General features: G+C 69.5%; 13 protein-coding genes. 3 read left to right on the top strand and 10 right to left on the bottom strand.

Annotation, left to right across the window (positions count from 1 at the left end; all coding sequences use genetic code 11):
- Positions 1 to 141: 141 nt before the first annotated feature.
- The 3 genes from ACQ0O7_RS19415 to ACQ0O7_RS19405 form a co-directional block, all read right to left on the bottom strand.
- Entirely contained in the window at positions 142 to 624 is a 483-nt protein-coding gene (locus ACQ0O7_RS19415) for a hypothetical protein (protein ID WP_430783537.1), read from the bottom strand.
- A gap of 99 nt (positions 625 to 723) precedes the next feature.
- Positions 724 to 2,850 carry a bifunctional SulP family inorganic anion transporter/carbonic anhydrase gene (locus ACQ0O7_RS19410; protein WP_430783536.1) on the bottom strand — a complete coding sequence of 709 codons (2,127 nt, stop codon included), beginning with the start codon at positions 2,848 to 2,850 and terminating at the stop codon, positions 724 to 726.
- A gap of 161 nt (positions 2,851 to 3,011) precedes the next feature.
- The gene (locus ACQ0O7_RS19405; protein WP_430783535.1) at positions 3,012 to 4,082 is read right to left on the bottom strand and encodes an NAD-dependent epimerase/dehydratase family protein; all 1,071 of its coding nucleotides are present in this window, start codon (positions 4,080 to 4,082) and stop codon (positions 3,012 to 3,014) included.
- Between the two features lie 192 nt (positions 4,083 to 4,274).
- Between ACQ0O7_RS19405 and ACQ0O7_RS19400 the strand changes: the two genes are divergently transcribed.
- Genes ACQ0O7_RS19400 through ACQ0O7_RS19390 form a run of 3 tightly spaced genes read left to right on the top strand, consistent with a single transcriptional unit; the run spans position 4,275 to position 10,406 of the window.
- Complete coding sequence (locus tag ACQ0O7_RS19400; protein ID WP_430783534.1) at positions 4,275 to 6,854, top strand: glutamate--cysteine ligase; 2,580 nt, start codon at positions 4,275 to 4,277, stop codon at positions 6,852 to 6,854.
- Between the two features lie 11 nt (positions 6,855 to 6,865).
- Positions 6,866 to 8,632, top strand: a complete 1,767-nt coding sequence (locus ACQ0O7_RS19395) for an N-acetylglutaminylglutamine amidotransferase (protein ID WP_430783533.1) — start codon at positions 6,866 to 6,868, stop codon at positions 8,630 to 8,632.
- 13 nt (positions 8,633 to 8,645) lie between these two features.
- Complete coding sequence (locus ACQ0O7_RS19390) at positions 8,646 to 10,406, top strand: S9 family peptidase (RefSeq protein ID WP_430783532.1); 1,761 nt, start codon at positions 8,646 to 8,648, stop codon at positions 10,404 to 10,406.
- Positions 10,407 to 10,765: 359 nt separating this feature from the next.
- Here ACQ0O7_RS19390 and ACQ0O7_RS19385 read toward each other — a convergent pair whose 3' ends face one another.
- The 7 genes from ACQ0O7_RS19385 to ACQ0O7_RS19355 all read right to left on the bottom strand — a co-directional run bounded on the left by ACQ0O7_RS19385 (position 10,766) and on the right by ACQ0O7_RS19355 (position 21,114).
- A complete protein-coding gene (locus ACQ0O7_RS19385; protein WP_430783531.1) occupies positions 10,766 to 11,593 on the bottom strand; it encodes a ComEA family DNA-binding protein in 828 nt (275 codons plus the stop codon).
- Positions 11,594 to 11,622: 29 nt separating this feature from the next.
- Positions 11,623 to 12,027: a YcxB family protein gene (locus ACQ0O7_RS19380; protein ID WP_430783530.1), complete on the bottom strand. Its 405-nt coding sequence runs from the start codon at positions 12,025 to 12,027 to the stop codon at positions 11,623 to 11,625.
- Between the two features lie 55 nt (positions 12,028 to 12,082).
- Complete coding sequence (locus ACQ0O7_RS19375; RefSeq protein ID WP_430783529.1) at positions 12,083 to 15,370, bottom strand: discoidin domain-containing protein; 3,288 nt, start codon at positions 15,368 to 15,370, stop codon at positions 12,083 to 12,085.
- Between the two features lie 70 nt (positions 15,371 to 15,440).
- Positions 15,441 to 17,678, bottom strand: a complete 2,238-nt coding sequence (locus tag ACQ0O7_RS19370; protein ID WP_430783528.1) for a discoidin domain-containing protein — start codon at positions 17,676 to 17,678, stop codon at positions 15,441 to 15,443.
- A gap of 75 nt (positions 17,679 to 17,753) precedes the next feature.
- Positions 17,754 to 19,289 (bottom strand): glycoside hydrolase family 13 protein, encoded by a 1,536-nt coding sequence (locus ACQ0O7_RS19365; RefSeq protein ID WP_430783527.1) that lies wholly within the window; start codon positions 19,287 to 19,289, stop codon positions 17,754 to 17,756.
- Between the two features lie 5 nt (positions 19,290 to 19,294).
- Positions 19,295 to 20,161 (bottom strand): carbohydrate ABC transporter permease, encoded by an 867-nt coding sequence (locus tag ACQ0O7_RS19360; RefSeq protein ID WP_430783526.1) that lies wholly within the window; start codon positions 20,159 to 20,161, stop codon positions 19,295 to 19,297.
- Positions 20,158 to 21,114 (bottom strand): carbohydrate ABC transporter permease, encoded by a 957-nt coding sequence (locus ACQ0O7_RS19355; protein ID WP_430783525.1) that lies wholly within the window; start codon positions 21,112 to 21,114, stop codon positions 20,158 to 20,160. Before ACQ0O7_RS19355 ends, ACQ0O7_RS19360 begins: the two co-directional genes overlap by 4 nt.

The following is a 21,114-nucleotide window of genomic DNA, read 5'->3' as shown; positions in this document are numbered from 1 at the left end:
TGCTGCTGCGTGCCGTTTTGTGGTCGGGATCGGGCCGGAGTGTGGCACGTGGTTGTTGTTGTGCTGCTGCGTGCCATCTTGTGGTCGGGATCGGACCGTAGGTTGGCACGCTGATCTGGGCGGTGGAGTGCGTCGGCGGGGCTACGGGCCGGGCTCGTAGTCGCTGCCGTCGGTGGTGACGTGGTCGTGGGTGTCGCCGGGCTCGCGGAGGGTGTGGCGGGGGTCGAAGCCGGTCACGCCGTCCTCGTCGCGGGACTCGCTGAAATACGGGCCGACGCCGATCACGGTGAGCATGATCAGGATGAGGCCGCCGACGGTGGCCGCGCCACCCCAGTCGTTGCGGCGGTCCTGGAGGGCCAGCAGGGCGCCGGCCAGCACCGACGCCAGCAGGATCGTCACCCCGGTGTGCAGCCGGCTGCGGCGCCGCCAGTGCACCCACTCGGCGCTGGACAGCCGGAGCGGCACCGGTTCACCGCAGGTGCCGCAGGTGACCGTGGTGTCGACGGTGCCGACCGCGGGCCGGGGCTCGGTGATCGGGTGCAGGTCGTAGGGGCCGCCGGGGGCTGTCCGATGCGCCAGCTGGAGCCTGGGCGTCGCGCCGACCGGAAGCTGGCGCAGTCTCATCACCGCACGCTAACTCCGGATGTGACGTGGGTCGATGGACCGAAACGGCACTCGGGACCCGTACGAAGCGGGTGCCGAATGCCGTCTCCGAGGTGTGGATCAGGCGGTGGACTCGACGGAGACCGGGTGGGCGTCGCCGCGCACCGGGTCGACGGTGTACATCCGGGCCTCGGTGAGGTCGAAGTACATGCCGGTGAGCTTGAGCCGGCCGGCCTTCTCGGCGGCCAGCACCGCCGGATAGGTGCGCAGGTTGACGAGCTGCTGGAACACGTTGTCGGTGCAGCATCGCCGCTCGTCGGCCAGGTCGCTGAACCGGACCCCGGAGTGCCCGAGCCAGGCGCCGAGCGAGGATCCCGGTCCGGCGGCGTCGCTCATCAGGGCCCGCACCGCACCGCAGCCGGAGTGGCCGCAGACGGTGATGGTGGTGACGCCGAGGATGTCGACCGCGTATTCGATGGCCGCGCCGACGGAGGTGTCACCGGCATCGTGCGGCGGGACGATGTTGCCGATGTTGCGGACGCAGAACAGGTCACCGGGTCCGCTGGCGGTGATCAGGTTGGGCACCAGCCGGGAGTCGGCGCAGGTGATGAAGAGCTGTTCCGGGCGTTGTCCGTCGCGGGCCAGGTCGGCGAGTTCGGGGCGGACGATCGGGGCGACGGTGCGTTCGAACTCGGCGATGCCGGCCGCCATCGCGCCCCGGCGCTGCTGGTCCATGTCCTGCCAGCGGGACCAGGAGCCGATCAGGCGCGGGGTGCGTTTGCCGTCGCCGAGCCGTCCCGAGGTGGCCTGGTGGAACCAGGAGTCGTGGATTTCGCGGATGCGGACCGAGCCGCCGGCTTTCTCGTACCCGGTCTGCCAGTCCTTGATCGTCTCGAAGGCGCCGTGGTCGAGGTAGTCGAGGTGCAGTTCCACTTCGACGTCCTGTTTGGACGGCAGGGCGCCGAGTTCCCGGCTGAGCCGGGCCGATTCCACGAACGACAGGGTGCCGCTGATGGTGACCAGCCATTGGCCGGGGGATCGTTCGACCCGGCGGATCTCGGAGCGGGTGAGCCGCCAGAGGATCAGCACGACGGCGGTGACCATGCCCAGGGCGACGCCGGTGAGCAGGTCGGTGAAGACCACGCCGAGCGCGGTGACCAGGTAGGTGGGTAGTTCCCGGTGCCGCGCGTAGGTCTTGATCTGGGCGAGTGAGACGAGACGCAGACCCACCACGATGAGTACGGCGGCGAGCACCGCCATCGGGATGGCCTCCATCAGGCCGGCGAAGAGCAGGACGAACGCCGCGATCCACACACCGTGCAGGATCGCCGACATCCGGGTGCGCGCTCCGGCGGCGACGTTGGTGGAGCTGCGCACGATCACGCCGGTCACCGGCAGGCCGCCGAGCAGGCCGGAGGCGGTGTTGGCGACGCCTTGGCCGACGAGTTCGCGGTTGAGGTTGGCGCGCGGGCCGTCGTGCAGTTTGTCGACGGCGACGGCGGAGAGCAGTGATTCGACGCTGGCGACGATGGCGATGGTGAGCACCGCGACGGTGATCTCGCGGAGTGGCGCGTCCGGCCAGGTGGGCCGGATCAGTTCGGCGAGCGGTTCGTCGGGGAGCCGGACGCGTTCCACGTCGGCGCTGATGGCGGCCGCGAGGGCGGTCATCGACACCACCGCGACGAGGGCGGCGGGCAGCCAGGAGATCTTCACCAGTCGTGGCCAGAGGACCAGGACGGTGACGGTGAGCACGCCGAGGACGGCGGCCACCGTGTGTGAGCCGATGATCTGGCCGGGCAGGTCGATCAGGTTCTGCCAGGCGGAGCTCTGCGAGTCGCCGCCGAGCATCACGTGCACCTGGCTGAGGGCGATCACGATGCCGATGCCGGCGAGCATGCCGTGCACGACGGCGGGTGAGAGGGCGAGGGCGGCCCGGCCGAGCCGGGACACGCCGAGGAGGACCTGGACTCCACCGGCGACGGCCACGATGGCGGCCGTGCCGGCGAATCCGAAGTCGGCGACGGTCCCCGCGACGATCACGGTGAGACCGGCAGCGGGCCCGCTGACCTGTAGTGGGGCTCCGCCGAGGGCACCCGCCACGATGCCGCCGACGACGGCGGCGACGAGGCCCGCGAGTAAGGGCGCTCCCGATGCCGCGGCGATGCCGAGCGACAGCGGGATGGCGATCAGGAACACGACGATGGACGCCGGTAAGTCCCGGCGCAAAGACTGCGTCAAGTCGGACATTTCGGCAATGTACCGAATTATGGTTAACGGGTCATTACGTAACCGCTCCTTACAGAGATTGCACAGCGAACTGCCGCCTGGCACTCAACCGGGTGGCAGCAGCGACACATAAAATGCGCGGCCCCGCAGCGAAACGCCGCGGGGCCGCGAAAAAACGAGAGTCAGGCCTTCCACATCTCCTGGTTGGCCTGGTAGATCTCCCGAAGGATCGCCGGTACGTCATAGGTCAGCTTCCACTCCGGGAAGTGCTCCTCGAACCGTGCCGTGCCGCTGATCCACCACTGGTGGTCGCCGGCCCGGTTCTCCTCGACGTACTCGGTGCGCGCCTCCAGGCCGGTGATCTCCGACGCGATCGCGAACGCCTCGATGTGCGAGCAGTTCGAGAACCGGCCGCCGCCGATGTTGTAGATCTCGGCGACCCGGGGCGCCCGGTGGAACGCCTCGAACGCGGTGATCAGGTCGTGCGAGTGGATCGCGTCGCGGACCATCTTGCCCTTGTACCCGAAGATCTTGTACGTCCGCTGCTCCATCACACAGCGCATCACGTACGCCAGGAAGCCGTGCAGCTCCGCCGCCGAGTGGCCGGGACCGGTCAGCGTGCCACCCCGGAACACCGCGGTCCGCATGCCGAAGTAGCGCCCGTACTCCTGGACCATGATGTCGGCCGCCACCTTCGAGGCGCCGAAGACCGAGTGCATGCTGCTGTCGATCGACATGGTCTCGTCGATGCCACCGAACCACTTGTGGTCCTCCGGCAGCTCCCAGCGGGTCTCCGTCTCGACCAGCGGCAGCGAGTTCGGGGTGTCCCCGTACACCTTGTTGGTCGAGGTGAAGATGAACGGCGCCTCGATCGCGTGCCGGCGGGTCGCCTCCAGCATGTTGATCGTGCCGACCGCGTTCACGTCGAAGTCGGTGAACGGCTCGCGGGCCGCCCAGTCGTGGCTGGGCTGCGCGGCGGCGTGGATCACCAGGCCGATGTTGGACCCCAGCTCGGTGAAGAGCCGGTCCAGGCCGTCCCGGTCCCGGATGTCGATGTTGTGGTGGGTGTAGCGGGCGCCGACCTCCTTGACCAGGCGCTGCAGGTTCCACTGGGTGGAGCCGTCGGCGCCGAAGAAGTAGCCGCGCATGTCGTTGTCGATACCGACCACGTCCATGCCGAGGCCGGTGAAGTGCCGGACCGCCTCCGAGCCGATCAGGCCGGCGGACCCGGTGATTACGACGACGCTGCTCATGCTGACCTCCGGTTGTCGGGCGTCACCGGGCGAGACTACCGGTGAGCTGCAAAGGACTTCCGGCCCGGGCGGGAGTGTCGTGATCGTCATGCTTGACGGCCGCCGGAAACGGGCACGTGACGGGTTCGGTACATCCGATGGGAAAGCTCCGCCGATACGGACTTGCCCGGAAACACGGAAGAGGCGGCCATCATGACGGAGTCCCTTCAGGCTGAGCACCACAAGACCCCGGCGCAGGCCGGCCTGACTCTGGGCGTGGAGGAGGAACTCCACGTCGTCGATCTCGGGACGCGGGAGCTGGTCCCCCGCGCGCCGGAGATCCTGGACCGGCTGGATCCGGCACACTTCTCCGCCGAGCTGCACCGGTCGGTGGTGGAGACCAACACCCCGGTCGCCGGCGGGCTCGACGACCTGCGGGCCGGGATCACCGGGCGGCGGCGTGCGGCGATCCAGGTCGCCGAGTCGCTCGGGCTGGGCCTGGTCGCCGCCGGCACCGTGCCGCTGGTCGATCTGGACGCGCTGCCGGTCACCCCCACCTCCCGCTACCAGCGGATGCTCCACGAATACCAGATGCTCGTCCGGGAACAGCTGATCTGCGGCGCCCAGGTGCACGTCGGGGTGCCGGACCGGGACGAGGCGGTGTCGGTGGCCCAGCGGGTGGCGCCCACCCTGCCGGTGCTGCTCGCCCTCTCCACCTCCTCGCCCTACTGGATGGGTGAGGACTCCGGGTACGCCAGCGTCCGCTCGCTGGTCTGGACGCGCTGGCCCACCGCCGGCGACAGTGGCCCGCTGCACTCCGCCGAGGAGCATGACGCACTGGTCAGCGACCTGATCGCGTCCGGCACGATCACCGACCCGAAGATGGTCTACTTCGACGTCCGGCCGTCCGCGCACGTGCCCACCGTGGAGCTTCGGGTCACCGACGCCAGCCCGGACACCGAGACCGTGGTGCTGCTCGCCGGGATCTTCCGCGCCCTGGTGATGCGGGCCCAGCAGGACTACCGCGCGGGTGTCCCGCTGCCGGTGTCCCGGCCGCCGCTGCACCGGGCCGCGATGTGGCGGGCCGCCCGCTCCGGCATGGAGGGTGACCTGCTGGACCTGCCGCGTTCGCCGGTCCCGGTGCCGGCCGCCGTGGCGGTCGAGCGCCTGGTCGGCGACCTGCGGCCGCAGCTGGAGGAACTGGGCGACTGGGACCAGGTCTTCGACCTGACGCTGCGGGCGCTCAGCCGGGGCAGCTCGGCGGCCCGGCAGCGGCGCGCGCTGGCCCGCCGCGGCCGTCTCTCCGACGTGGTGGACCTGCTGGTGGCGGAGACCCGCGGCGGGGTCACCGAGACCGGCCCGGCGGGGGTGCCGGCGCCGGCCCTGATCGAGGCGTACGCCGCCGACGGCGACGAGGCGTTCCCGGCCGGCCGGGTGGCTCCGGCGTACACCGGGATCCTTCCGGTCCTCACCTCCCTCGGCGCGACCGGTCTGCGGCAGCGCGAGGACGCCCGGGACGACGAGCAGCGGGCGCGTGGCATCACCTTCAGCGTGGCCGGTGAGGCCGCCACCCGGCTGTTCCCGTTCGACCTGGTGCCCCGGGTGGTGCCCGCCGCCGACTGGAACGGGCTCCAGAAAGGCCTGGTCCAGCGGGTACGGGCACTGAACGCCTTCCTCGGCGATGTGTACGCCGACCGGCAGGTGGTGGCCGACGGCATCATCCCGGAGTGGGTCATCGACGGCTCACCCGAGCTGCGGGCCAGCGGTGCCCTGATCAGCCGCCCCTGTGTGCGTACCCAGGTGGCCGGGGTTGATCTGGTCCGCGACGGCGACGGCAAGTGGTGTGTGCTGGAGGACAACCTGCGGGTGCCGTCCGGGATCGCGTACGCCATGCAGAACCGCCGTCTCACCTGGAGTGTGCTGCCCGAGCTGCCCCGCCCGGCCGGCCTGATCTCGGTGGAGGAGACGCCGAAGCTGCTCAAGCGGGCGCTGCTGGACGCGGCCGGCCCGCGCGCCGGGGACGACCCGGCGCTGGTGGTGCTCAGCCAGGGCCCGGACGACTCGGCCTGGTTCGAGCACCGGATGCTGGCCGAGTCGATGGACGTGCCGGTGGTACGCAGCACCGAACTGTTCGTGGACGAGGGCCGGGTGTGGCGCCTGCGGGACGGCCACCGCCACAAGGTCGACGTCATCTACCTGCGGATGGGCGAGGACAGTCTGGTCCACTCGCCCGGCGCGGACGGCATGCCGCTGGGCCCGAGCCTGGTGGCGGCCCTGCACGCGGACACCGTGGTGCTGGCGAACGCGCTGGGCAACGGCATCGCCGACGACAAGGCGGTGTACGCCTACGTGCCCCGCCTGATCGAGTACTACCTGAACGAGAAGCCGCTGCTGGCCGACGTCCCGACCTATCTGTGCGGGATCCCGGAGCAGCGTGCTGAGGTGCTGCGGCGGCTGGACGAGCTGGTCTGCAAGCCGGTCGACGGCTACGGCGGGGACCGGATCGTGATCGGCCCGCACGCCTCCCGCGACGAGCTGGACGCGCTGCGCCGGCAGATCAAGACGACCCCGCACCGGTGGGTGGCGCAGGAGGTGGTCAACCTGTCGACCCATCCGGTCTTCGACGGCCACCGGCTGGCCCCGCGGCACGTCGACCTGCGGGCGTTCGTCTTCACCGGCGCGAACGAGTCGGTGGTCGCGCCGGCCGCGCTGACCCGGGTCGCCCCGGCGGGCAGCATGATCGTCAATTCCTCACGGGGCGGCGGCTCGAAGGACACCTGGTTGCTCGGATAAGGGAGTTATCTATGTGCGGAATCGCCGGAGAGATCTGTCACGGCGATCGGCGAGCGGACACCGAAGCGGTACGGCGGATGCTGCCCCGGATGGAGTCGCGGGGACCGGACGGCGATGGTGTGTGGGACGGTGGCCGGATCAGTTTCGGCCACCGCCGCCTGAAGATCATCGACCTGTCGGAGGCCGGCGCCCAGCCGATGACCGACGACCGGCTGGGTCTGACGGTGGTCTTCAACGGGTGCGTCTACAACTATCGGGAGCTGCGTTCCGAGTTGGAGAAAAACGGTTACACCTTCTTCTCCAGCTCGGACACCGAGGTGATCCTGAAGGCGTACCACCGCTGGGGCGCCGACTGTGTCACCCGGTTCCTGGGCATGTTCGCGTTCGCGGTCGCCGAGCACGACACCGGCACCGTCACGCTGGCCCGGGACCGGCTCGGGATCAAGCCGCTCTACCTGGCCGAGTCGCCGGGGCGGCTGCGGTTCGCCTCCACCCTGCCGGCGCTGCTCGCCGCCGGCGGGGTGGACACCACCATCGACACGGTGGCGTTGCAGCACTACATGACCTTCCACTCGGTGGTGCCGGCGCCCCGGACCATCCTGTCCGGGGTCCGGAAACTGCCGCCGGCCACGGTCCGGGTGATCCGCGCCGACGGCACCTCCACCGAGCGGGTCTACTGGGAGGCGACGTTCACCAGGCCCGGCCCGCTGTCGGCCGGGCAGTGGACCGAGGCGGTCCGGGAGAAGCTGCGGCAGGCGGTCGAGCGCCGGATGGTCGCCGACGTGCCGGTCGGGGTGCTGCTCTCCGGTGGGCTGGACTCCAGCCTGATCGTGGCGCTGCTGGCCGAGCGGGGTCAGGCCGGGCTGGCCACGTTCAGCATCGGGTTCGAGTCCGGCGGGGGTGAGAGCGGGGACGAGTTCGAGTACTCGAATCTGATCGCCAAACACTTCGGCACCGATCACCACCAGATCAGGATCGGTCAGGACCGGTTCCTGCCGGCGGTGGCGCGGACAGTGGCGGCGATGAGCGAGCCGATGGTGAGCCACGACTGTGTCGCGTTCAACCTGCTCAGCGAAGATGTGGCGAAGCAGGTCAAGGTCGTGCAATCTGGTCAGGGGGCGGATGAGATCTTCGCCGGCTACAGCTGGTACCCGCCCCTGGCCGGCGTCCCGCGAGACCGGGCCGTCGACGCGTACGCGAAGGAGTTCTTCGACCGGTCCTACCGGGAGCTGGCCGGTCAACTCAACCCGCAGTGGCTGCTGGACACCGACGTCAGCCGCGCGTTCGTCGAGGCCAGCTTCGGCCGGCCCGGCGCCGACACCGCCGTCGACGCCGCGCTACGCCTCGACTCCCAGGTGATGCTCGTCGACGACCCGGTCAAACGGGTCGACAACATGACTATGGCGTGGGGGCTGGAGGCCCGCGTACCGTTCCTGGATCACGAACTGGTGGAACTCGCGGCGGCCTGCCCGCCCGAGCTGAAACTGGCCCGTGACGGCAAGGGGATCCTCAAGGACGCGGCCCGCGGGCTGGTGCCCGACGAGGTCATCGACCGGCCGAAGGGATACTTCCCGGTTCCGGGCATCCGGCATCTGGAAGGCCCGATGCTGGACCTGGTGCGGGACACCCTGCACGCGCCCGCAGCGAGGGAGCGGGCGCTGTTCCGCCCGGAGTACGTCGAGGCCCTCCTCGCCGACCCGAACACCGGGCGCACCACGCTCGGGGCGAACCAGTTGTGGCAGCTCGCGCTGCTGGAGATGTGGTTGCAACAGTTGTAGAAAGGAAGACTTGGTGGAAGGTCAGCTCCATCGCATCGACGTGACAGTGCTGCCCACGGGGTTCAGCCGGATCGAGTCGGAGATAGCCGGCAACTGGTCGCCGGCCCTCTCCCCGGACGGGCGGCACATGGCCTACGTCTCCGACCGCGGCGGCTGCCCGGCAGTCTGGGTGCAACCGGTCGGCAGCGAGCTGGCCTTCCGCGTCGACACCGGCGGTGAACCGGTGTCGGCGGTCCGGTGGTCCTCCGGGGGCGGATGGCTGGCCTGCCAGACCGCTCCCGGCGGCGCACCCCGGCAGGAGGTGTGGCTGGTCCGGCCGGACGGCTCCGACCTGCACCAGGTCGCCGGATTCGGCGCCGACACCGCGGACAACATGCGGTGGCTGCCCGGCCGGCCGGTGCTGGCCCTCACCGAGAACCTGACCAGCGCGGTGCTGATCGACGTGACCACCGGCGAACGGACGGTGGTCGCGGAGGGGCCGCTCCTCTCCCTGTCCGACGTCGACCCGGCCGGGCGCTTCGCGCTGTTGCGGTACGGGCCCCGCGGCGCTCGCTCGATCATCCTCCGCGACCTGTCCACCGGCGACGAGAAGCCGCTCACCCGTGGCGAACGGGCGGTGTTCAGCCCCGGCGGCGGGTGTGTCTACGCGCTCAGCCAGGACGGCGAGTTCCCCGCCCTGCTGCGGATCACCGGCGACGCGGTCGAGGTGCTCGCCTCCGGCGGTGAGGTGGAGGACTTCACGATCACCGCGGACGGGCGTACGGCTGCGGTGCTGTGGAACGTCCGCGGCGGCGAGTCGGAGGCCGCGCTGATCGACCTCGACCACGACGGTGATCGCGCCCCGGTCCCGGTCAGCCCGCTTCCCGGCCTCGTCGTCAGCGACCTGACCTGGAGTTTCGACGGATCGGTGCTCGCCTTCACGGCCGAAGGACCGGGACAACCACACGGCGTCTGGGTGTACGAGTCCGGACAGCCCCGTGCGGTCTCCGCGGAACCCGCCGCGCCCGGCGCGATCCGGCCCGAGCTGCTGTCCTTCCCGGCCCATGACGGGCTGACCCTGACCGGCTGGCTCTTCACCCCGCGGGCGCCCGGCCCGCACCCGACCGTGGTGTGGCTGCACGGCGGGCCGGAGGCGCAGGAGCGTCCCGGGCACGGCCCGCTCTTCCAGTCCCTGGTGGACCGGGGGATCGCGGTGTTCGCGGCCAACGTGCGGGGGTCGTCCGGGTTCGGGCGCTCGTTCGTCGACGCGGACAACGTCGGGCTGCGGTACTCCGCGATCGAGGACGTCCGCACCTGTGCTGATCACCTTCGGTCGTCGGGGATCGCCGGGCGGATCGGGGTGATGGGCCGCTCCTATGGCGGGTACCTGACGCTGGCCGCGCTGACCTGGCATCCCGACCTGTTCGACGTCGGCGTCGACATCTGCGGCATGTCCAATTTCGCCACCTTCTATCAGCACACCGAACCGTGGATCGCGGCGGCGGCGGTCAGCAAATACGGCCACCCCGACCACGACGCCGCCCTGCTGCACGACCTCTCCCCGATCAACCGGATCGACCGGCTGCGCGCGCCGCTGCTCGTGGTGCACGGCGAGAACGACAGCAACGTGCCGGTGATCGAGGCGACCCAGGTGGTGGAGGCGCTGGCCGCCCGCGACCACCCGCACCGGTACCTGCTGTTCCCCGGCGAGGGCCACGAGCTGCTGCACCGCACCGCCCGAGCCACCTTCCTGCACGAGACCCTGTCCTGGCTGGAGTCCCACCTGATCCCGTGACCCCACGCACGTGCCGCACAGCGGCACGGATCGGACCGCATCGCGGCACGCGAGTCGGTTCCCCAGTTCGCGTGCCGCGCAGCGGTGCGGATCGGACCGCATCGCGGCACGCGGGCCGGTTCCCAGTTCGCGTGCCGCGCAGCGGTGCGGATCGGACCGGAGTGCGGCACGCGGGTTGGTTTTGCGGTTTGCGTGCCGCGCAGCGGTGCGGATTGGACCGCAGCGCGGCACGCGGGTTGGTTTTGCGGTTTGTGTGCCGCGTTGTGGTGCGGGTTGGACCGGTGGGCGGCACGTGCACCGGAACAACGAACCGCGTGTCGCGTTGCGGTTCGGGTGGGACCGCTACGCGGCGCGCGGGGTCAGCGGGGGATGAAGATCAGGCGGTCGCGGAAGGTCGCCAGCTTCTCCGGGGTCAGCGAGTCGCAGTAGACGATCAGCTCGTCCGGCGACGACAGGCCGTGGTGCAGGTCGCGCACCGCGACGATCTCGTCCGCCAGCGGACGGTCGATGTGCAGGTGGCGGGCCAGATGCTCGGCGGGGACGTGGTTCACGTCGACCAGGCCGCCGTCGTCGTACTGCCGGCCTGGCATGTCCGGCCGGCCGATCATCAGCTCGGCGGCCATCGACGGCTGGGCGGCCTGCAGCTTGCGGGCCTCCTCGCGGCGTTCGGCCCGCCACTGGGCCCGGGCCAGCGCCGGGTCGACGCCGGGCTTGTGCCAGGGCGGCGGTGGTGGCGGGTAGTGGGTGAGCGGGGCGGGCGGGTGCCGGCCGGTGCCGGACGGCTGGTTCGGCAGGCGGACGTGACCGGTGCGGGGCACCGCCGTGCCGTACACCCGGGGTTGCGGGTACCGCAGCAGATGCTCGGCCCGAACCCGTGCGCTGAGATAGCCGACGTGGATCGTCCCGACGATCCACAGGATGGCGTAGGCGGCACTGACCAGGGCGTTCGCCATCGTTTCCGGGCCGTCGCCGGAGGCCGCGGTGAGCCCGCAGTTGATCAGAATCACGGCGAAGTAGCCGCCGGCGAGCATGCCGTGCAACTGGGACCGCAGTTTGACCGCCCCGGCCAGCACCATCGGCGGCGCGCCCAGCCCGCAGGTCAGCAGCGGGACGAGGAACCACCATCCGGTGACCGGTGGCTCGGGCGGCCGTTGCCATCCGGCGGTGGTACGCGGATCGGGCTGCATGTCCCGACGGTAGAACCGCCGGGCAAGTCTCAGCTACGTCTTGTCCCCCGGTCAGGGAGGAAAGCGCTCAGTTCGGCGTCCTGTTCCGGAGTGAGCGGTTCGCGGGGAATGTCGACGATCTTGCCGGCCGGGGACCGCAGCAGATAGGCGTCGTCCAGCGTCGTGAGCATGGTGAGGGACGGCCACGCGTACTCGGTGGAGGTCCGGTCGGTGTAGGAGACGAACAGATCGTCGGTGAGCACCCAGGTCCGCGGGCGGAGCATGCCCTCCGACGGGCGCCGGCTGTGCCCGTCGGACCACTGGGCCAGGAATCGGGCCAGCACGGACGCCGCGGCCCCGAGCGCGGTCGGGGCGCCGGCGGTCGGCCGGGCGATCGGGCCGGACTTGCTCTGCCAGTACGCCGGAGAACGGGTGTGGGTGAACTCGATGTGCACCGATGGATGGTACGAGCGTGCCCGCGCCGGGTGAGCGGCGCGGGCACGTACCGGATCAGTTGCGGTTGATCGTGAAGGTGGTGGTCGGGTTCTCGATGTCCCGGTGGTTGTTGCTGAGCTGCAGGTTGTTGAAGGTCACCGAGCCGACCGCGGGGCCCTGGCCGGACTCCGGCATCGGGTTGGCCCAGATCGCGTACCCGGACTTGGCGTCGTACTGGTCGCCGCTGCGCTGTGCCCCGGTGATCGTGACGTTGGTGAAGATCGTGTCCTTGATCGGGTTCTGCGGCTGCCCGCCGACGTAGTTGGTCTGGAACATGATGCCGGAGTAGGTCGGGTCGACGATGTCGACGTTGGACACCCGGATGCCCTGGAAGACCTTGGACGCGGAGAACACCCAGATCGCCGGGAACACCTGGTTGCCCCAGAAGTGGCCGCCGGCCCGGACGATCGAGATGTTGTCCAGGACGGTGGGCGGGTCGGCGCCGAAACCGTTCATCGGGTAGCCGAAGTCCAGCGAGCTGATCGTGATGCCCGAGTAGACCAGGGTGTCCGCGATGTAGATGTTCTTGAACGTGTTGGCGTATCCGCCGTAGACCGCGATGCCCGCCGCCCGCCACGTCAGGATCGACGTGAGGTTGGAGAACACGTTGTTGATCTCGTCGGCGCCGCCCGCGTCGATCGCCGAGAACAGCGCGAAGCTGTCGTCGCCGGTGGCCCGGGCCTCGTTGTTGTCGACCAGGTTGTCGGTGCTGCCGTTGGTCATGTTGACGCCATCGGCGAAGGTGTTCCGGATCCGCGAGTTGGTGATCTTCATGCGGTCGGTGTTGGCGCCCCAGTAGAGGCAGACCACATGCTCGGCCCAGATGTTGTCGATGGTGATGTCGGCGACGTTCGCGAAGTCGAAGACCTTGCCGGGGCCGTCGATGCGGATCGTGTAGTTGCCGAAGAAGGCGAAGTTCGCGAACGTCGACCCGTTGGCGGTCGAGTCGGCCCGGAACCCGGCGTCCGTCTCGGTCTGCGTCGACGGGGTGTGGAAGCGGGTGTACCAGGGGCCGGCGCCGATCACGCGCAGCGACCGGCCGTACACCTGGAACTTGTTGGACGTCTGGTAGTCGCCGGCCGGGAGATAGACGCCCAGCTTGGTGGTGTCCTGCCGGGCGGCGTCCAGCGCGGCCTGCACCGACTGCTGATCAAAACCGGCCGGGACGACGTAGCGAGCGGCGTCCGGGTTGGCGATCGGGGCGACCTGCTCCAGGTTGATGAAGTCGATCGCGATCGGGCCGCTGTTGGCGGTGTCCTTCTGGAGCTTGATCGTGCTGCCGGCCGGGAACGAGCCGGTCAGCATGATGTTGGCCTCGTCGTAGATGTGCCGCGGGCCGGTGCCGGAGTTCTGCGGGTTCGCCTCGTTGCCGTACAGCCACGCGTACTTCGACGTCAGCGGCAGAGTCCTGTTGAGCGTGCCGTTGACGTACACGTTGATCGAGCTGTTCGTGTCATCCGGGATGGAGAACCGCGCGACCACGGTGTTGGTGGCCGCCCGCGAGGTCCACTGGACGTACGCGCCGGTCTGGTTGAGCGTGACCGCCTTCCGCCCGGACGCCTCCCCGGCCAGGTCACCGACCGTGCGGTTGGGGCCGACGACCGCCGCGCCGCCACCGGTCTGGCCGTCCTCGGCCTCGTAGAAGTCGAACGGCATGTTCGCGCCGCGCCCCACGAAGAACGGCTTCTCACTGGTGTTGTTGCCCTGCTTGACCGGCAGCTCCGCGGAGTCCACCGCGACCACTGTCCGAATCGTGTAGCGGCCGTTCGCCGCGGTCCACGAGCCGAGGTTGACGTTTGCCGAGGCGCCGGCCGCGAGCGTTCCGGTGTACGCGCCGGTCAGCGTGCGTACCGTGGTCGAGCCGTTGAGGATCGTCACGGTGACGCCGTGCGCGCCGGAGGACGTCGCCGCCGAGCCCTGATTCTTCAGCGTGACCGAGAACGACACGGAGTTGCCGGCCGCCGGGGTGGCCGGCGACCAGGTGACCGCCGAGGCGACCAGGTCGGCGCTGCTCACCGGGGTGACGGCCAGCGCGGACGGGTGGGTCCAGGAGTTGTTCGTCTCGTTCGTCTCGATGACGCTGCCGGCCTCGTCCACCTTGGCGGAGAGCTGGTAACTGCCGGCGTCCTTCGCCCCGATGTTCGCCGACACCGTCTGTGACTGTCCGGCGGCCAGGGCCGGGACTGCCACGGTGCCTACCCGTGTCGTACCCAGGTAGAAGTTGACACTCGATGCCGCCGCGGACGCCGTGCCCGCGTTACGGACCGTTGCCGAAGCGGTGATCGCGTCGGTCTCCACCGGCGCCGCCGGGGAGTAGGCGGTGGACGTGATGGTCAGGTCCGGATTCGGCGCCCAGGTGCCGAACGCCTGCAGTTCGGCGACCTGGCCGCTCGGCGCGCCGGTGTTGGCGGTGAAGGAGAGACGCAGGTCGGCGACGGTCGCCGAGACCGGCACGGTCACCGTGTTCCCGGTCGAGGGATTGAGGGTGTACGCCTTACTCGCCGCGACCGTGGTGAACGTGGTGGCGTTCTGCCCCCGGCCGAGGATCGCGAACGTCTGGGTCCGCGTGCCCCACGAACTCGACGGGTTGAGCTTGACCACCACCGAGGTCAGGGCCGCGTTGGCGCCCAGTTTGACGGTCAGGTCGGCGGGGAGTCCGCTGCCCTCCCAGTAGGTGGCGGTGTTCCCGTCGTTGGCGTTGGTCGCGGCGAACGTGTGCACCGTCGACGACGCCTCGATCGGCTTCTGTGCGGCCAGATCGGTGCCGGCCGGCGGGTCCGGATCCGGGTCCGGGTCGGTGCCGCCCGGCCCGTAGATCTCCAGCTCGGACAGCTGCCCGGCGGGCCAGCCGCTGTTCGCGGTGAACGTCAGCCGGACGTACCGGGCGCTGACCGTGGTCAGATCAACGGTGACGATGTTCGCCGTCGACGGGTTGAACGTGTAGCCGGCACTCGACTTGATCGTGGTGAACGTCGAGCCGTTGGTGCTGCCCTGGATCGTCAGCGTCTGGGTGCGGGTGGCCCAGGCGGTGGCCGGCGGCAGCTTCAGCACCGCCTGGTTGATCTCGGTGCTCGCGCCGAGGTCGACCTGGAGCCACTGCGGGAACGCGTTGTTGGCGCTCTCCCAGTAGCTGCTGGCGTTGCCGTCACCGGCGTTGGCGGGGGAGTAGCTCTCCGAGGTGCTGCTGGCCGTGAAGGTCCTGCCGGCGGCCAGGTTGGGGCCGGCGGCGGAGGCGGGGGCGGGGGCGGCGATCAGGCTGGACGCCGCCACGGCGGCGACTATCAATCTGGACAATCTGGACATGCGGGAGCGCACCTTTCGTCCGTTTCGAAAGCCGGCGGGCGGCATCGGTGGCGAGCCGCCCGCCGGTGCCTCAGGAGGTGTAGACCTCGAACTCGGAGAGCTGTCCCGCGGGCCAGCCGGTGTTTCCGGTGAAGGTCAGCCGCAGATGGCGCTGCGTGGTGCTGACCGGGATCTCGACCGTGTTGCCACTGGACGGGTTGAACGTGTAGCCGGCGCTCGGCTTGACGGTGCTGAACGTCGAGCCGTCCACACTTCCCAGGACCGAGATCGATTGGGTACGGGTCGCCCAGGCGGCTGCCGGGGGCAGTCTCAGCACGAGCCGCCCGACCGCCCGGCTCTGTCCCAGGTCGACGGTGATCGACTGCGGGAACGTGTTGTTGGCGCTCTCCCAGTAGCTGCTCGCGTTACCGTCGGTGGCGTTCGCCGGGCCATAGACGTCGACCTGGCTGGTGGCGGTAGCGATCCTCCCCGCCGCGAGGTTTCCAGTGGTAGGAGGAGGTGTCGTCGTCGGCGGCCTGGTTCCCCAGTTCGGGGCCGGCCACGGCCCGCAGTAGGGAGTAGCCGTCTGCCAGCCGCTGTTGCCACCACCGTCGGTGATCGCGAACCCGGTGCCGACACAGCTGTAGGTGGGCGGGTTCTGCGCGATCCCACTGGCCTTCACGTTGGTGAACCGCCCACTGACCGGGGCCTGCGCCTGGAGTGCGAACGTACCGGCGCCGGTGATGTTGACGTTGGTCAGGTTGAGCCCGGTGGTCTGGTTGCCGATCCACTGGATCCCGGAGTAGGAGCTGTCCAGGATGTCGGTGTCGGTGACGTTCAGGGTGGCCCCGGTGATCGCGCCCTGGTCCGGCCAGAACCACAGCGCGCCGATGCCGAAGTTCCAGTTGTAGTCGGCGTTCCCGGTGCGGATCAGGGTGTTGCGGGCCATCGTCCAGGTGCCGGCCACCGCGGTCGGCCCGGTGACCCCGGGGTAGCGGTTGCCGATGTGCAGGCCGCCACCGTTGGTGACGGTCTCGGCCATCACGTTGTCGCTGATGGTGATGTCCCGGCCGCCGTAGCTGACGATGTTGTTGGCCAGGATCGGCGCGACCACGGTGTTGCGGGTGAACGAGTTGCCGACGTTCGGCACGTTCTCCGCCCACATGGCCAGCCCGTCGTCACCGGTGTTGCGGACGAACGTGTTGGTGACCGTGGAGTTGGTGACGCCGATGTGGAAGTTCACCCCGTCGGCGGTCTGGTCCAGGATCCGGCTGTTGCGGATGGTGAACCGGTCCATCGGCCCGTCCATCCAGGCGCCGACCTTGGTGTGCTGCATCCACACGTTGTCGATGGTGGAGTTGGACATCGCGCCGCCGAACGCGTTGACCTGATGCTCGTCGACACGTTCCTGGATGTCGCCGATGATCGCCAGGTCCTTGACGGTCACGTTCTGGCTGGGCCCGCCCTGGCCGGCGTACTTGCCGTAGATGCCGGCCGCCTGGTCGCGCTGGGTGGGGTGGCGACCGCCGAGGACGGAGTACCACGGCCCGGCACCGGCGATGGTGACCCGGTCGGCGATCACGTGCCGGTACAGGGTGTAGTTGCCCGGCGGGATGTAGACCACCCCACCCCGGTCCACGGCGGCCTGGAACTGCGCCGTCGAGTCGGTGGCGCCGGTCGGGTCGGCCCCGAAGTCGGCGACCACGTCGGAGGCTCCGGCCGGTTTGGCGATCGGGGCCGGGACGTTCTCGAAGTCGGCCAGGTCGAGGGTGAAGCTGGGCGACTGCGCGGTCGAGTTGACCTGGATCCGGATCTTGGTGCCGGCCGGGTAGGTGGTCCCGAACATCGCCCGGGTCTCGTCGTAGAAGTGGTGCGGCCGCCCGTCGGCGGGATTGTTGGTGAACGGGTAGTAGCCGTAGAACCAGGAGTACTTCGAGGTCACCGGCACCGTCTTGATCAGCGTCGAGCCGGTGCGCAGATCCACTGTGGCGTTGCGGCCGTCCGGGATGCTGTAGCGGAACGTCACCGCGTTGGCCGGCTTGGTGAGGGTGAACTCGACGTGTTCACCGACCGCGTCGAGGGTGACCGCCTCCCGGCCGGACGCCTCCGAGGACAGCGTGCCGTAGGTGCGGTCGGTGCCGGTGGAGGTGCCGGTGTGGGCCGCTTTCTCGGCCTCGATCTCGACGAACGGCACCGTCGCGCCGCGCCCGGGGAAGTCGAAGGGGGATGGTCCGGCCGCGAGCGCCGGGGATGGTTGCCAGATCACCGTGGTGACGGCTGCCGCGAGGACGGCGGCGAGTGTGGCGAATGGGACGGTTCGGTTGGCCATGTTCCCTTCCTTGGTGTGGCCAGCCCCCGAGGTGGGCGCCCCCGGCGGTGGAAGCCGGAGACGCCCGTTTTCGCACTACAGACGCAGCCAGACCGCGGTGTCCCGGGGGAGGAGGGCACCGTCGAGCGGGCTGCTGGCGAGCAGGACGGCCCGGTGTTCCGGCAGGGGGACCGGAGCCTCGGACAGATTGAGGAGACAGGCGAAATCAGACCCGCGGGTGTACGCGAGGACCTGCGCGCCGTGGTCGAGCCAGGTCAGGTCCCGATCCCGGAAGTCGCGCAGCCGGATCGCCGACCGGTACAGCTCCAGCATCGAGTTCGGGTCGCCGGTCTGCGCCTGGACGGTCCGGTCCTTCCACTCGGCGGGCTGGGGGAGCCACGGTTCACCGGTGGAGAAGGCGTAGGGCGGTTCGTCGCCGGACCACGGCATCGGCACCCGGCAGCCGTCCCGGGTGTGCCCGCGCCGGGCGTACATCGGATCCTGAATCTGCTCTTCCGGGATCGTCTCGTTCTCCCAGAGGCCCAGCTCCTCGCCTTGGTAGACGTAGGTGGAGCCGGGCAGCGACAGGGTCAGCAGGGCGGCCGCGCGGGCCCGCCGGGTGCCCAGTTCCAGGTCGGCGGGGGTGCCGTCCAGGTTGTTGTCGAAACTGAACGTGGTGTCGGCCCGGCCGTACCGGGTGACGTGCCTGGTCACGTCGTGGTTGGAGAGGACCCAGGTGGGCGGTGCGCCGACGTGGGCGTGCGACTCCAGGGTGCGTTCGATCGAAGAGCGCATGGCGTACGGGTCCCAAGCGCACCCGAGCAGGTCGAAGTTGAACGCCGCGTGCAACTCGTCCGGCCGCAGATAGTTGGTGAACCGTTCCATGTCCGGCATCCACACCTCGCCGATCAGCGCCCGGTCCTGGTACTCGTCGGCGATCCGCCGCCACGAGCGGTAGACGTCGTGCACCGCGTCGAGATCGTGGAACGGGTGCGGCGCGCCGTCGACCACCTCGGGCAGCGTGCCGTCCTTGAACAGCAGGGCGGCCGAGTCGATCCGGATGCCGTCGGCGCCGCGGTCGAACCAGAACCGCAGAATGCTCTCGAACTCCGCCTGTACGTCCGGGTGTTCCCAGTTCAGGTCGGGTTGTTCCGGTGTGAACAGGTGCAGGTACCAGGTGTCGTCGTCGACCCTGGTCCAGGTCGTACCGCCGAACTCGCCGGTCCAGTTTGTAGGCATATTTTGGCTCTTACGGAACCAGAAATAGTCGCGCTCGGGGCCGCCCTTCAGCGCCGCCCGGAACCACGGGTGCTCGCTGGAGACGTGGTTCGGGACGATGTCGATGATGATCCGGATGCCGGCCTGGTGTGCCTCGGCGATCAGCGCCTCCGCCTCGGCCAGGGTGCCGAACACCGGGTCGATGTCGCGGAAGTCGGCGACGTCGTACCCGGCGTCGGCCATCGGCGACGGGTACCACGGGCTCATCCAGATCGCGTCGACCCCGAGATCCCGCAGGTGGCCGAGCCGCGCGCGGATGCCGGCCACGTCGCCGACCCCGTCGCCGTTCCCGTCGGCGAAACTGCGCGGGTAGACCTGGTAGATCACCGCGTCACGCCACCACATTTTGCTCATCCCGCTCATCCCTTGAGGCTGCCTGAGGTCAGGCCGGACATGATGTTGCGCTGGAAGATCAGGAAGATGATCACGGTCGGCAGCGCGGCGATCACCGACGCGGCGATCACCACGTTCTGCGGGGTGCCACCGGCGAAGGCGTAGATGCCGACACTGACCGTGCGGGTCTCCGGGTGCGGCATCACCAGCAGCGGCCAGAGGAAGTCCTTCCACACCGCGGTCACCGCGAAGATCGACACCACGCCCAGGATCGGCCGCGACATCGGCAGGATGATCGACCAGAGGGTGCGCAGCGGCGACGCCCCGTCCACGAAGGCGGCCTGCATCAGCTCCTCCGGGATCGAGTCGAAGAACCGCTTGAGCAGGAAGATGTTGAACGCGTTGGCGACCATCGGCAGCCAGATCGCGAACGGCGAGTCCAGCAGGCTCACGTCGATCAGCGGCAGACTGATCACCGTCTGGTACTGCGGCACGATCAGCACCATCGCCGGGATCATCAGCGTCGCCAGCATCGCGCCCAGCACCACGTTGCCGAAGACCGGGCGGAGCTTGGACAGCGCGTACGCCGCCGCGGTGTCGAAGACCAGCTGGAACAGCACCGCGCCGGCCGCGTAGTAGAAGGTGTTGAACAGCAGCTTGCCCAGGTTCAGCTGCTCCCACGCGGCGGTGTAGTTGGACAGGTCCGGGTCCTGCGGGAACAGCGTCGGCGGGGTCTGCGCGACCTCCTGCGCCGACTTGAGCGCGCCGGTCACCATCCAGTACAGCGGGCCGATGAAGACCAGGGTGAACACCGTGACGACGACGGCCAGCAGCGTCCAGTAGACGGTCCGGCCCCGCTTCAGCTGGGTCGAGGAGATCAGGGTCCGGGTCATTGTTCGTTCCTCGTCGTCAGCCGCAGATAGAACGCGGAGAAGACAGCGAGCACGCCGAGCATGATCACACCGAGCGCGGCGGCGCCGTTCAGGTCGTTCTGGAAGAAACCGTGCTGGTAGATGAGGTACGCGACCGAGGTGGCCGAGTCCTGGGTGCCCGCGCCGTTCGCCAGGATCAGCGGCTCGATGAACAGCTGCATGGTCGCGACGATCTGCATCATCGCCAGCAGGGCCAGGATCAGCCGGGTCTGCGGGATGGTGACGTGCCAGATCCGCTTCCACAGGCCGGCCCCGTCCAGCTCGGCGGCCTCGTACAACTCGCCCGGGATGTTCTGCAACGAGGCCAGATAGATCAGCACCGCGCCGCCCATGTTCATCCACGTCGAGGCGAGCACCATCGCCGGGATCGTCATGGTCGGCGACTGCATCCACTCCGAGGTCGGGGCGTTGAAGAACGCCAGGATCGCGTTGAACAGGCCCGCTTCGCTCGGGTCGTACGCGTAGTACTTGAACAGGTAGAGCGCCGACGCCGGCGGCAGCATCACCGGCAGGTAGACCAGCACCCGCAGATAACCCTTGGCGTGCCGGAACTCGTTGAGCAGCAGCGCCACGAAGAACGGCACCACGAACCCGACGACCAGGGCCAGGCAGGTGAAGGTGAAGGTGTTCTTCCACGCCACCCAGAAACTCGGGTCGTCGAGGATGCGGACGTAGTTGTCCCAGCCCACCCAGGTGGTCTCGCCGCGCCGTGTGCGCTGGAAGCTCATCACGAAGCCGCGGATCATCGGGTACCACATGAACAGCGCGAAGCAGGCGATCGCACCGATCAGGAAGCCGTACCCGCTGAGGTTGTCCTTGACCTTGCGGGTTCTCGCCTTCGCGGACGGGGCCGGGGCCACCGCCCCGGCATTCGCCGTTCCTCCTGCCGGGGCGGTGGGTGCGGTGGTGACCAT

Source organism: Actinoplanes sp. G11-F43, from assembly GCF_050589265.1.
Classification (GTDB): Bacteria; Actinomycetota; Actinomycetes; order Mycobacteriales; family Micromonosporaceae; genus Actinoplanes.
The sequence above is the reverse complement of the archived record's forward strand: the minus strand, read 5'-3'. Positions and strand labels throughout refer to the sequence as shown.

Excerpts from the sequence above, each read along its gene's own strand:
- ACQ0O7_RS19415 (WP_430783537.1), bottom strand. The coding sequence starts at position 624 with ATGAGACTGCGCCAGCTTCCGGTCGGCGCGACGCCCAGGCTCCAGCTG.
- ACQ0O7_RS19410 (WP_430783536.1), bottom strand. The coding sequence starts at position 2,850 with ATGTCCGACTTGACGCAGTCTTTGCGCCGGGACTTACCGGCGTCCATC.
- ACQ0O7_RS19405 (WP_430783535.1), bottom strand. The coding sequence starts at position 4,082 with ATGAGCAGCGTCGTCGTAATCACCGGGTCCGCCGGCCTGATCGGCTCG.
- ACQ0O7_RS19400 (WP_430783534.1), top strand. The coding sequence starts at position 4,275 with ATGACGGAGTCCCTTCAGGCTGAGCACCACAAGACCCCGGCGCAGGCC.
- ACQ0O7_RS19395 (WP_430783533.1), top strand. The coding sequence starts at position 6,866 with ATGTGCGGAATCGCCGGAGAGATCTGTCACGGCGATCGGCGAGCGGAC.
- ACQ0O7_RS19385 (WP_430783531.1), bottom strand. The coding sequence starts at position 11,593 with ATGCAGCCCGATCCGCGTACCACCGCCGGATGGCAACGGCCGCCCGAG.
- ACQ0O7_RS19375 (WP_430783529.1), bottom strand. The coding sequence starts at position 15,370 with ATGTCCAGATTGTCCAGATTGATAGTCGCCGCCGTGGCGGCGTCCAGC.
- ACQ0O7_RS19370 (WP_430783528.1), bottom strand. The coding sequence starts at position 17,678 with ATGGCCAACCGAACCGTCCCATTCGCCACACTCGCCGCCGTCCTCGCG.
- ACQ0O7_RS19365 (WP_430783527.1), bottom strand. The coding sequence starts at position 19,289 with ATGAGCAAAATGTGGTGGCGTGACGCGGTGATCTACCAGGTCTACCCG.
- ACQ0O7_RS19360 (WP_430783526.1), bottom strand. The coding sequence starts at position 20,161 with ATGACCCGGACCCTGATCTCCTCGACCCAGCTGAAGCGGGGCCGGACC.
- ACQ0O7_RS19355 (WP_430783525.1), bottom strand. The coding sequence starts at position 21,114 with ATGGTCACCACCGCACCCACCGCCCCGGCAGGAGGAACGGCGAATGCC.